The following is a 12,493-nucleotide window of genomic DNA, read 5'->3' on the forward strand; positions in this document are numbered from 1 at the left end:
CAATGGACTCAGCCGGCCTAACAATAATAAAGAATAATATACTAATTGTGGACGACCATCCTTTTATTATACAAGGATATAAGAATGCAATCACTAGATACAATCCTAGTAAGTATGAGTTCTCAATATCTGAAGCTAAGGATTGCGAGTCAGCATATAATGTTGTTACAGATCTGGATACCGTCGCTTTTGACATTGCTTTTTTAGACATTAGTATGCCGCCTTATGAAGAGAAAGCGATTTATTCTGGTGAAGATCTGGCAAAATTGATTTTGGAGAAGATGCCAAACTGCAAAATTATTTTACTTACTATGTTCACCGAGTTTTTAAAAATAAAAACCATCCTGAACAACATCAATCCTCATGGTTTAGTGATCAAAAATGACTTAACATTCGATGAATTATTATTCGCTTTTGATAAAGTGATCAAAAACGAGCGGTATTATAGTGAATCTGTTCTGAAAATGTTGGATTCCCAAGAACAGACTGTAGAAATTGACTTATTTGACCAACAGATTTTGTTCCACTTATCTAAAGGAACAAAAACCAAAGACATTCCTCAATATATTCCAATATCATTAAACGCAATCGAAGTAAGAAAGTTAAACCTCAAGGTATTATTAAAAGTACCTGAAGCGAGTGACATAGAGTTGGTACGAGAAGCCCGAAATATTGGGTTGTTGTTTTAATATTAAAGTAGTAGCACAAAAAAAACCGACATTTGATGAAAATGCCGGTTTTTTTCTGTTTTAATTATTCAGTAATGGAGTCCCAGCCTCTTGCCTTTAAAGGAATTTTAGTATTTGCTCTGGTCACTAAATGAATGCCCTCACTTTCCTGAGTCATATGTCCAATGATGGAGAAATTAGGATTAGCTTTTATCTTTTCAAAATCATCCATGGCTATGGTAAAAAGTAGTTCATAATCCTCTCCTCCGTTTATGGCAACCGTAGTGCTATCAATATCAAATTCTTCACACACACTGATCAGTTGAGGATCTAATGGTAATTTATCTTCATATAGATTACAGCCCACTTTTGATTGCTTACACAAATGCATGATTTCAGAAGATAGTCCATCAGAAATATCAATCATTGAAGTTGGTTTTATTTCTAATGCATGAAATAAAGTACGAACATCTTTTCTTGCTTCGGGTTTGAGTTGGCGTTCGATTAAGTAGGTATAAGCATCTAAATCTGGTTGTGAATTCGGGTTTACCTGAAACACCTGTTTTTCACGCTCTAAAACTTGTAAGCCCATGTATGCTGCACCTATATCGCCAGTTACTACTAATAAATCGGTTTGTTTTGCGCCATTTCTGTAGACGATTTCATCTTCGTCAGCTTCTCCAATTGCAGTAATACTTATGATTAAACCTTTTTGAGAAGATGTTGTGTCACCACCAATTACATCCACATTATATTCCTTAGCAGCATGGTTAATTCCAGCAAATAACTCATCTAGTGCTTCTAATGGGAAACGATTTGAAACTGCGATGGAAACTGTAATCTGAGTTGCTTTAGCATTCATTGCGCAAATATCAGAAATGTTAGTTGTTACTGCTTTGTAACCCAAGTGCTTCAAAGGCATATAGGCCAAATCAAAATGCACCCCTTCAATAAGTAGATCAGTGGAAATAACTACTTTTTTATCCTTAAAGTCAAGAACGGCAGCGTCGTCTCCAATTCCTTTTATGGTCGAAGCTTGATTAATTTCGAAGTTTTTTGTCAAATGGTCAATCAGTCCAAATTCGCCTAATTGCGCAATACTGGTACGTTGTGGGTTTTTATCTTCAATCATGTTTTTATGTTTATTTTGTGGAAGTCTTATTCAAAATTTATTAGGATGACAAAGGTACAAAGTTGCAAAGGTTTTGTCTAATTTAAAAAAAACATTAATAGCTAAATGACAATGGTAAATAGTGCTAATGATATTTAGTTTTTTTTCGGATCTTTAACTAAGTAAAACTGTCCAAGATGAAAAAATACAAAATCGTAACTCTAACTGTAAACCCTGCACTTGATAAAAGTGCTCATTTCTCTGGACTCGTGCCTGAACAGAAGATTAGGTGCCAAGCTCCGTTGTATGACGCAGGAGGCGGAGGAATAAATGTTTCTAAGGCAATATCTCGGATGGAAGGAACTTCATTGGCGGTAATAGCTTCTGGCGGGCCCTCAGGCGAAATGATAAAAAAAATTCTAAACAAGGAATTAATTCCGTTTCATTCTATTGAAACTAAAAATTGGACAAGGGAAAGTTTTGTCGCGGTTGATGACAATACCAATTCTCAATATCGTTTCAATTTTCCAGGAACTTCAATTACAGATGCTGAGAAAAACAAGATCACTCAAGCAGTTGAAGAACTTGAATCGGATTTTCTTGTTATAAGCGGAAGTTTAAGGGATGGTTTACCGGTCAATTTTTATCAAGAGATTGCTGAAATTGCAAAAAAGTCAAATACAAAATTGATTGTTGACACAGCAGGTGAAGCGTTGAAGAAAGTATTAGAAACCGGAGTATATCTAATTAAACCTAATGTGGGCGAGCTCGCCAAGCTAATTGGTGTTGAACGCCTCGAAATGGAAGAAGTAAATGATGCCGCCAAACAAATTATTGAAAAAGGTGGAGCCGAAATTGTAGTCGTATCTCTTGGTCCGCAAGGAGCAGTGTTAGTAACTAAAGATGCGTGTGATTTTGTACCAGCACCAAATGTTGCTAAAAAAAGTACGGTGGGTGCCGGTGACAGTATGGTAGGGGGCATGGTCTGGGCACTGTCGCAAAATAAAAACATGAAAGAGGTAATCCGTTGGGGCGTGGCCTGCGGTTCAGCGGCAACAATGAACGAAGGAACCCAGTTATTCAAATTAGAAGATGCGAAACGTTTGTATGAATGGTTGAAGGATAAATAACACCGGTATATTCGCAGTGCAGTTCGCACTGATTAAATAAAAAACCCTGACAATTTCTACATCGTCAGGGTTCATTTATAATTTAAAACTCAGAATTTAAAATATTTTTTAATCATTCAATTTCAACACCGCCATAAACGCTTCCTGAGGAATTTCTACATTACCTACCTGTCTCATACGTTTCTTTCCTTTTTTCTGTTTTTCAAGTAGTTTACGTTTACGGGAAATATCACCACCATAACATTTAGCGGTAACATCTTTACGTAAGGCTTTGATCGTTTCACGTGAAATTACTTTTACTCCAATCGCTGCCTGAATCGGAATATCAAATTGTTGACGTGGAATCAATTCTTTCAATTTCTCACACATTTTTTTACCAATGTGGTAGGCGTTATCTACGTGAATTAATAAAGACAGTGCGTCAACGATAGTCGCATTCAATAGTATATCTACTTTTACCAAGTTTGAAGTACGCATGCCGATAGGAGCATAATCGAAAGAAGCGTATCCTTTTGAAACTGTTTTCAAACGGTCGTAAAAATCAAATACAATTTCTGCTAGAGGCATGTCAAAATTCAATTCAACACGATCAGTAGTCAAATAGGTTTGATTCGTGATTTGGCCGCGTTTTTCGATACACAATGACATTACATTACCCACAAAATCTGATTTAGTAATGATAGTCGCTTTTATAAACGGTTCTTCTACGTGATCCAGTTTAGAAGGCTCCGGCAAATCAGTTGGATTGTTTACCACTAATGCGGTTTCTGGATTTTTTTTGGTATAAGCAAAATAAGAAACGTTAGGAACTGTGGTAATTACAGTCATGTTGAACTCCCGTTCTAAACGTTCTTGAATGATTTCCATGTGTAACATTCCTAAGAATCCACAACGGAAACCAAATCCTAGAGCAGCAGAACTTTCTGGTAAAAACACAAGTGAAGCATCATTCAGTTGTAGTTTTTCCATCGAGTTTCTCAAGTCTTCATAATCCTCGGTGTCAACAGGATATATTCCAGCAAAAACCATTGGTTTCACATCCTCAAAACCTTTAACCATATTAGTTGTTGGAGTTTTTGCATCAGTTACAGTGTCTCCCACTTTTACTTCTTTCGCTTCTTTAATACCAGATATCAAATAGCCAACATCACCAGTGGAAATCACTTTTTTAGGAACTTGGTTTAATTTTAAAGTTCCAATTTCGTCAGCATAATACTCGTTTCCAGTAGCCATGAATTTAATCTTCTGACCTTTTTTAATTTCCCCGTTTATAACACGGAAAATAACTTCAATTCCGCGGAATGGATTGTAATGGGAGTCAAAAATTAAAGCTTGTAAAGGCTCGTCTATATTTCCTTTTGGAGGTGGAATTCTTTCGATAATTGCAGCTAATATATTTTCGACACCTAAGCCAGTTTTTCCTGACGCATGTATGATTTCTTCCAGTTTGCAACCCAATAAGTCAACAATATCATCGCTTACTTCTTCTGGATTAGCACTTGGTAAATCTACTTTATTTAAAACTGGGATAATTTCAAGATCATTCTCTAAAGCCAAATACAAATTCGAAATGGTTTGTGCCTGTATGCTTTGAGCCGCATCTACAATCAAAAGTGCTCCTTCACAGGCAGCAATTGATCGAGAAACTTCATAGGAGAAATCGACATGTCCGGGAGTGTCAATCAAATTCAGGATGTATTCTACTCCTTTGTAAGTGTACTCCATTTGTATGGCGTGACTCTTAATCGTAATTCCGCGTTCCCGCTCTAAGTCCATGCTGTCAAGCAGCTGTGCTTTTTCTTCACGTGCCGTAACAGTTTGTGTAGCGGCAAGTAAACGGTCAGCAAGCGTGCTTTTCCCGTGGTCAATATGTGCAATAATGCAAAAATTACGTATATGTTTCATCTTCTATTTATGTCAATTTTTATTTGGGCATGACTTTGCTTTCACTTTCGTTTCAGCAAGGTCGGGCTATTCGCTTCAAGTCCTCGCAAAGTTTCGCTATCGCTACACTTTACTGTGGGCTTTTCACTGCCATCCCTCATGCAAGGATTTTAATCTGCAAAGATAGTTTAAATTCAACAGTTTCAAACTCAGAAATCGCAAACTAATGGGTTAAGTAATAAGTCTTTCGTCATTACGATTTCCTCCTTTAATCAAAAAAGCGTAATTTTGCACAAAATTTAAGCATATGATTAAGATTGGCAACATAGAATTACCAGATTTCCCTTTACTTCTCGCTCCTATGGAGGATGTGAGCGACCCGCCTTTTCGCAGGTTGTGTAAAATGCATGGTGCTGATATGATGTATTCTGAATTTATTTCTTCCGAAGGGCTAATTCGGGACGCTATCAAAAGCCGAATGAAATTAGACATCTTCGATTACGAACGACCTGTGGGGATTCAGATTTTTGGAGGAGACGAGGAAGCAATGGCCATGTCTTCTAAAATTGTTTCTACAGTAAATCCAGATATCATCGATATTAACTTTGGTTGTCCAGTAAAAAAGGTTGTTTGCAAAGGCGCTGGCGCCGGAGTTTTGAAAGATGTTGATTTAATGATACGCTTGACACAAGCCGTTATCGATAGCACACATTTGCCCGTAACGGTAAAAACTCGCTTGGGATGGGATGATAATTCCATTAATATTGATGAGGTTGCGGAACGGTTACAAGACATTGGTGTAGCTGCTTTGAGCATACACGCCAGAACTCGTGCCCAAATGTATAAAGGGCATTCCGACTGGTCGCATATCGCCCGAGTGAAAAATAACCCTAGAATAACCATGCCCATTTTTGGGAATGGAGATATTAGTAGTCCAGAGAAAGCATTACAATATAAAAACGAATACGGTATCGACGGAATCATGATTGGTCGTGCCGCCATTGGGTATCCTTGGATTTTTAACGAAATAAAACATTACTTCAAAACAGGGGAACATTTGGCTAAACCCACAGTAGTTGACAGAGTAGAAGCGGTGCGCAACCATTTGACTTGGGCAATGGAATGGAAAGGGGAAAGATTAGGTATTGTAGAAACAAGACCTCATTACACTAATTATTTTAAAGGAATCCATTCGTTTAAACCATTCAAACAACAACTAGTGACATTAGATCGCCCAGAGGAATTATTTGCGGCTCTTAACGAGATTGAAGATGCTTATGCAGCATACGAGTTTGCATAGCGGCTAGATTTAAATAAATCAGAAGAAAATAGTTAAACATAAGTTCCGCTAATTTGCACAAATTAATTCGTGTAAATTAGTGGTTTTCGTGTTTTTATATGACTTTTTTATTCCTTGTAAAAATGTACTGTAGTGTATCAATTTCCGCTAGTCCAATAATTTCTTACTCACACGGCTACTCGCAATAAGCGAAGCAATAAAGCCAAGACAAACAATTGTTCCCATAACAATCAATACGTTTTCTAAAGTAAAAACAACGGGATAAGCCAGTGTTGGTGTGATCATAACTAATTGGAAATGTTGCTGTAGCAAGACAATGATTATTCCTAAAGTCAATCCAATAACTCCTCCAAAAACACTCAACAGCGTTCCTTGAAGCAAAAATATTTTTCTTAAGCCTCCGATTTCGGTTCCTAGATTAAAAAGTGTTTTCAGATTTTCTTTTTTGTCGAGAATCATCATAATCAATGCTCCGATGAGGTTGAAAAGCGCCACAACAATTACCAAAGTAAATATTAAATACACGGCAATATTCTCTGTATTCAACATTTTATATAGGGCATCATTAAGTTGCGCCCTGTTTTTTACCTCGATTTTGTTTTTGAAAATGATTTGTAATTGGTTGATAATGGCATTTTCATCGGCTCCCGTTTTTTCTTTAATCTCAATTCCAGAAATCTGATTGGTTTTGTATTCCATTAATTCTTGGGCTAAACCTAAATCGGCAAAAACATACTTGGAGTCTAGATCTTCACTTATGGCATAAATCCCAACAGGAATAACAGCCGTTTTATTAAAAGCTTGTTCTGCATTTTCTATAGTGCCTTTACCTGGTTTTGGAACCAGTACTTCCAGGTTTTTATTAAAATCAAGCAGGCCCATCGAGAATTTTTGTGCAATTCCATAACCCACAACTACTTGGTAACTATCGGGTTCAAGCCATTGCCCGTTGTAAAGCGTCTTTTTAATAGCATTTACGTTACTAAAGTTGGAATCAACACCTTTCAAATAAGTCACTTCCTGCTTGTCGTCAAAAACAAACAAGACGCGTTCTTCTATTATTTTAGAATAAGAGGCAACGCCCTCAATTTTTTTGATTTGGTCTTCTTGCTTTGCCGTAACAAAAAACGATTTCCCTAAAGTGCTACTTATTTTTAGATCTGGATCGATATCATTGGTAAACGAAAGGCTAAAAACCTTCAGGCCGCTAAAAACTGACAAGACCACAAACAAAGCCATTGCGCCAACAATGATCCCCATACTCGCAATGCGATTAATGATATTTATGGCATTGTTTTTACTGTTACTAAGAATGTAACGTTTGGCTATGTAAAGGGGGAAATTCAAATTATATCAGCTTGCGTTTCTCTAAAAGGTCCCTGTTTTCGATAGGGTTATCTCTGTTTGATAATGCATTGTCAATTTTTTCAATGTAATCTAAAGAATCGTCAATAAAGAAAACCAAGTTAGGTACTTTTCTTAATTGCAAACGAACCCTTTGTGATAGATCGTGTTTTATTGTTTTAGCATTCGACTTAACTGCCTCTAAAATCTCTTTCGCTTTATCTTGCGGAAAAACGCTTAAATAAACTGTAGCCACAGATAAATCTGTTGTAACAGTAACTTTGGATACCGAAATAATTAAATTACTTACTCCGTTTTTTCTCACTTCACCTTGTAGGATGTCAACCAAATCTTTTTGGATAACCCCACCTATTTTTTTCTGTCTATTTGTTTCCATAGTGCAAAAATAGTACTTTTAAACATTAAACAATCAAATTTTAAAAGCAACCTAGCAATAGTTATTTTTTATGGAGCTTTTTCCTGCTATACACTCTATCTTTCCTGCCGAACGCCGGCAGTAAAGGATGCCGTTTCCATCTGGGCTAGGGCTTTTGGGAAATTAGAAAGTTGCGTTTAAATCAGGAATCTAAAATTGTTAATCAGAAATCTAAAATTCAAATGCAAAGACCTTCTTTCGCTATATATGACGCATCCGCAGGATCTGGAAAAACCTACGCACTTGTCAAAGAATATTTAAAAATCATTCTAGTGGCTCATAAAAATGATGCTTACCGAAATATTCTCGCTATCACATTTACCAATAAAGCGGTACACGAAATGAAAAGCCGTATCGTGGGCAGCTTGTCTGAATTTGCCAAAGACGAACCGTCGCAAAAAGCAAATGATCTTATGCAGGATTTGGCAATTGATACCCAACTTTCCATTATCCAAATCAAAACCAAGTCCCAGCAAATCATAAAGCATATTATCCATAATTATGCTGCTTTTGATATTTCGACCATTGACAAATTTACCCACAAAGTGATTCGGGCTTTTGCGCACGATCTTAATTTGCCCATGACGTTCGAGGTGACTTTGGACACGGAGAATTTATTAATTGAAGCCGTAGATGCGATTATTGCGCAAGCTGGTGAAGACGAAACCTTGACGAAGTTACTGATCGATTTCACGATGGAAAAAACCGATGATGATAAGTCTTGGGATATTTCGCGCGAAATTCTAGACACAGGCCGCTTGGTGCTGAATGAAAATCACCGTTCTGAGATTACTCATTTCCATGACAAATCCATTGCTGATTTTGTAGAAATTAAAAAGAAACTCGCCGAAACCTGTAAAGTTTTGGGTAAGGATAACGCCGCGCTTGCAGAAGGTCTCTTGACCCTTATTGCAAGCAACGGCATCGATTTAAAATCTTTTTCTCGTGGTACTTTTCCAAACCATTTGGTTAGTATTCGAGATGGAAAATTCAATCCAAAAAACAAGACTTTTCACGAGTTTGATGATATTGCAATTAATAAAACGGCAAAAGACCGTGCTTTAATTGAAAATTTAATTCCAGAATTGATCCAAGTTTTGGCAGCTATTTATAAAAATTCCGAGAAAAGAGATTTCTACAAAGCCTTTCTTAAAAATATAACGCCACTTTCATTACTGAATACGGTGAGTAATGAATTGGCCAAAATTCAGGAAGAACAAAACGTACTTTCGATAACCGAATTTAACGCCATTATTCATAGGGAAATTCAAAATCAGCCTGCCCCTTTTATATACGAACGATTGGGCGAACGCTACCGTCATTTTTTTATTGACGAATTTCAGGATACATCCGAGATGCAATGGCAAAACCTGATTCCGCTTATTGATAATGCGCTCTCTGGTCAGGATGATTTTGGCGAAAAAGGTACCTTGATGATTGTGGGCGATCCCAAACAGTCTATTTATCGCTGGCGCGGAGGGAAAGCGGAACAATTTATTGAGTTGAGTAAAGACAATAATCCCTTTAATAATCCAGATAAAAAATTAGAGCATTTAGATAAAAATTATCGCAGCTATTCGCAAGTAATTGATTTTAATAATGAATTTTTTAAATTAGTGTCAGGAGAATTTGAGCACCCTGATTATAAAGATTTGTATGAAAACCATAGCCATCAAAAAACCAATAGTAAAACGGGAGGCTATGTAAATATTTCCTTTATTCCGAAAGTGGAAGTCGCTGAGGTTGACGAAGAATCTTTGGGTAAGACCGAATTATACGTTTTAGCGACTTTGAAGACGATTCAAAAAGTACTCCGTGAAGGTTTTGAATATAAAGATATTGTGATTTTGACTCGTAAAAGAAGTCAAGGAATTGCTATTGCTAATTATTTAACGGAGCAAAACATACCGCTTTTGTCATCAGAAACACTGATGATTCAAAACGCCACCGAAGTACGCTTAATTATTCACTTATTAAAATACCTGAAAAATAACGCCGACTTAGAAGCAAAAGCCTATTTTTTGCATTATATCGCCGAAAATATTCAGGACAAAATGCCAGTGCATGATTTCATTGCTAAAGGTATGGAACAAAAACAGGAAGTTGATTTCGAGAATTGGCTTATGAGTTTTGATATTTCACTATCCTTTCAAAACATTCGAAAAAAGTCATTGTACGAAGCGGTGGAGATTATTACAGCTAAATTTCTGTCGCCAAATCTTGCCAAAGGCGGCGGAGCTTACGTACAATATTTCCTTGACATTGTCCTCGAACGTGATGTACGCAACCAAGCGGGAATATCTGATTTCTTAAACTTTTGGGATAAGAATGCGGAGAAATTCAGTATTCCGTCGCCAGAAGGAAATAATGCAGTGCGCATTATGACCATTCATAAATCAAAAGGGTTGGAATTTCCAGTGGTAATCATGCCTTTTGCCGAAGAAGATTACAGTAGAAAGCCTAAAGATAAATTATGGTTAGATGGGGAGAAAATGGATTTTGGTTTGCCTAAGGTATTGATTGATAACAGTGCCGCTGTGGAAGGTTTTGGTGAAGAAGCAAAATTGGTTTATGATCAAAAAAAACAGGAAGAGTTGTTGGATAATATTAATGTTTTGTATGTAGCGCTTACACGTGCGGAGGAGCAATTGTATATTATTTCGAATATGAATTTGACTAGTAAAGGCGAAGTGAAGACAAATGATATGTCGACTTTCTTTATTAATTATTTAATGAATTACGGTGGTTTTGATGAAGGTAAGTTGGAATATGAATTTGGAAGCCCAAGTAAATTGTCTTCAAATGCCAAACATGTTGACACTTCAAAAAAAATAGAGGTAGTAGCTGAAACTTTAGATCCAAAAAATATAAAAATTGCTCAACGGGAAGCTTTAATGTGGGGGACCCAGCAGCAGGAGTCAATCGAATACGGAAATGTAGTGCATGAAATTTTGTCTTATGTGAAAACAAAAGAAGATGTTGACTTAGCTGTTCATAAAGCTATAGAAAATGGACTGATTAATTTTACGCAAAAAGAGTTGGTTTATCGAACGATTCAGGACATTGTCAACCATAGGGAATTAGAATTTTTTTTTACAGAGGGGAATACTATTTTGAACGAACAAACCATCATTCAAAAAGAAGGAAGTACTATAAAACCTGACAGAATGGTTGTTAATACTAATAATGAAGTCTATTTATTGGATTATAAAACAGGTACGCAAAATGCAAAATATCAAAAGCAGCTTGAGAATTATCAGCATGCAATCGAGTTAATGGGTTATAAAGTCGTAAAAAAAGCATTGATTTACATAGGAAAACAAATCGATGTAGTAAATTTGTAGGGTAAAAATGAATTATTCGCAAAAAGCAAACTTATAAAAACATAAAAAATGTACGGAAAAATTAAAGAACATCTTCAAGGCGAATTGCAAACGATAGAAGATAATGGAATTTTTAAAAAAGAAAGAATTATCACCTCTGCACAAGGCGCAGAAATTACGATTTCTACAGGGGAAACAGTGTTGAATTTTTGTTCCAATAATTATTTAGGGTTGTCATCTCATCCAGAAGTAGTTCAAGCTGCAAAAGATGCTTTAGATTCGCATGGTTTTGGAATGTCGTCAGTACGTTTTATTTGTGGGACGCAAGACATTCACAAAACTTTAGAAAGAAAAATAGCTGAATTTTACGGAACAGAAGACACGATACTTTATGCTGCCGCTTTTGATGCGAATGGGGGCGTGTTTGAACCATTATTAGCTGAAGGGGATGCAATTATATCAGATAGTTTAAATCACGCCTCAATTATCGATGGAGTGCGTTTATGTAAAGCATCACGTTACCGTTATGAGAATAGTAACATGGAGGACTTAGAACAACAACTAATTAAGGCCCATGAAGCTGGAAGTCGTTTCAAAATTATCGTTACGGACGGGGTTTTCTCTATGGATGGTGTGGTGGCACCTTTGGACAAAATCTGTGATTTAGCGGATAAATATGATGCCATGGTTATGGTTGATGAATGTCATGCTGCGGGTTTTATAGGAGCAACGGGCAAAGGCACTCCCGAGGCTAAGGGAGTGATGGGTCGAGTAGATATCATTACTGGAACTCTTGGAAAAGCCTTAGGTGGAGCAATGGGTGGCTATACTACCGCTAAAAAAGAAATAATAGAACTGTTACGTCAACGTTCAAGACCGTATTTGTTTTCAAATTCGTTGGCACCGGCAATTGTTGGGGCTTCCATTAAGGTTTTTGAACTATTAGAAAAAGACACGAGTTTAAGAGACAAACTGGAATGGAATACCAATTATTTTAAGGCAGGAATGAAAAAGGCAGGTTTTGATATCGTGGATGGGGATTCGGCAATTGTACCTGTAATGTTATATGATGCTAAGTTATCTCAGACTATGGCTGATGAATTATTGAAGAAAGGCATTTACGTGATTGGGTTCTTTTTCCCAGTTGTGCCAAAAGATAAGGCTAGAATCAGAGTTCAACTCTCAGCGGCGCATACAAAAGAGCATTTGGACAAGGCAATAAATGCATTTATTGAAGTGGGAAGCTCTTTGAATGTTGTATAATTAGGTTTGGAAGTTATATAATTATCATTTTTAG

Annotated in this window: 9 protein-coding genes; 5 read left to right on the plus strand and 4 right to left on the minus strand. The window is 36.7% G+C overall.

From position 1 onward, the window contains the following. Window positions 1-2 precede the first annotated feature (2 nt). Complete coding sequence (locus tag ACEN2H_RS02960; protein ID WP_441730257.1) at window positions 3-689, plus strand: response regulator; 687 nt, start codon at window positions 3-5, stop codon at window positions 687-689. Window positions 690-753: 64 nt separating this feature from the next. Here ACEN2H_RS02960 and thiL read toward each other — a convergent pair whose 3' ends face one another. Next, window positions 754-1,800, minus strand: coding sequence for a thiamine-phosphate kinase (gene thiL / locus ACEN2H_RS02965; protein ID WP_441730259.1), 1,047 nt, complete (start codon window positions 1,798-1,800; stop codon window positions 754-756). 176 nt (window positions 1,801-1,976) lie between these two features. On the opposite strand from thiL, the gene ACEN2H_RS02970 reads away from it, so the two are divergent. Then, the gene (locus ACEN2H_RS02970) at window positions 1,977-2,909 is read left to right on the plus strand and encodes a 1-phosphofructokinase family hexose kinase (RefSeq protein ID WP_441730261.1); all 933 of its coding nucleotides are present in this window, start codon (window positions 1,977-1,979) and stop codon (window positions 2,907-2,909) included. 108 nt (window positions 2,910-3,017) lie between these two features. Here ACEN2H_RS02970 and lepA read toward each other — a convergent pair whose 3' ends face one another. Then, on the minus strand, window positions 3,018-4,814 hold the full coding sequence (gene lepA / locus ACEN2H_RS02975) for a translation elongation factor 4 (protein WP_441730262.1): 1,797 nt from the start codon (window positions 4,812-4,814) through the stop codon (window positions 3,018-3,020). A 286-nt stretch (window positions 4,815-5,100) separates the two neighbouring features. Here lepA and dusB point away from each other — a divergent pair, with 286 nt between their 5' ends. Continuing rightward, window positions 5,101-6,093 (plus strand): tRNA dihydrouridine synthase DusB, encoded by a 993-nt coding sequence (dusB, locus tag ACEN2H_RS02980; protein WP_441730264.1) that lies wholly within the window; start codon window positions 5,101-5,103, stop codon window positions 6,091-6,093. Between the two features lie 147 nt (window positions 6,094-6,240). Here the strand turns inward: dusB and ACEN2H_RS02985 are convergent, their stop codons facing one another. Together ACEN2H_RS02985 and rbfA are read right to left on the minus strand one after the other, a co-directional pair. After that, complete coding sequence (locus ACEN2H_RS02985) at window positions 6,241-7,440, minus strand: ABC transporter permease (protein WP_441730265.1); 1,200 nt, start codon at window positions 7,438-7,440, stop codon at window positions 6,241-6,243. A 1-nt stretch (window position 7,441) separates the two neighbouring features. Further along, window positions 7,442-7,834, minus strand: a complete 393-nt coding sequence (gene rbfA / locus ACEN2H_RS02990; protein ID WP_007137022.1) for a 30S ribosome-binding factor RbfA — start codon at window positions 7,832-7,834, stop codon at window positions 7,442-7,444. A gap of 221 nt (window positions 7,835-8,055) precedes the next feature. Between rbfA and ACEN2H_RS02995 the strand changes: the two genes are divergently transcribed. Both ACEN2H_RS02995 and kbl read left to right on the plus strand, forming a co-directional pair. Beyond that, window positions 8,056-11,217 carry a UvrD-helicase domain-containing protein gene (locus ACEN2H_RS02995; protein ID WP_441730267.1) on the plus strand — a complete coding sequence of 1,054 codons (3,162 nt, stop codon included), beginning with the start codon at window positions 8,056-8,058 and terminating at the stop codon, window positions 11,215-11,217. A 48-nt stretch (window positions 11,218-11,265) separates the two neighbouring features. Continuing rightward, window positions 11,266-12,459: a glycine C-acetyltransferase gene (kbl, locus tag ACEN2H_RS03000; protein WP_441730269.1), complete on the plus strand. Its 1,194-nt coding sequence runs from the start codon at window positions 11,266-11,268 to the stop codon at window positions 12,457-12,459. Window positions 12,460-12,493 lie beyond the last annotated feature (34 nt).

Origin of the sequence: Flavobacterium sp. W22_SRS_FP1 (assembly GCF_052113685.1) — a bacterium.
GTDB lineage: Bacteria > Bacteroidota > Bacteroidia > Flavobacteriales > Flavobacteriaceae > Flavobacterium.

Coding starts and splice junctions, on each gene's coding strand:
- thiL (WP_441730259.1), bottom strand. CDS start 1,800: ATGATTGAAGATAAAAACCCACAACGTACCAGTATTGCGCAATTAGGC.
- ACEN2H_RS02960 (WP_441730257.1), top strand. CDS start 3: ATGGACTCAGCCGGCCTAACAATAATAAAGAATAATATACTAATTGTG.
- kbl (WP_441730269.1), top strand. CDS start 11,266: ATGTACGGAAAAATTAAAGAACATCTTCAAGGCGAATTGCAAACGATA.
- ACEN2H_RS02970 (WP_441730261.1), top strand. CDS start 1,977: ATGAAAAAATACAAAATCGTAACTCTAACTGTAAACCCTGCACTTGAT.
- lepA (WP_441730262.1), bottom strand. CDS start 4,814: ATGAAACATATACGTAATTTTTGCATTATTGCACATATTGACCACGGG.
- dusB (WP_441730264.1), top strand. CDS start 5,101: ATGATTAAGATTGGCAACATAGAATTACCAGATTTCCCTTTACTTCTC.
- ACEN2H_RS02995 (WP_441730267.1), top strand. CDS start 8,056: ATGCAAAGACCTTCTTTCGCTATATATGACGCATCCGCAGGATCTGGA.
- rbfA (WP_007137022.1), bottom strand. CDS start 7,834: ATGGAAACAAATAGACAGAAAAAAATAGGTGGGGTTATCCAAAAAGAT.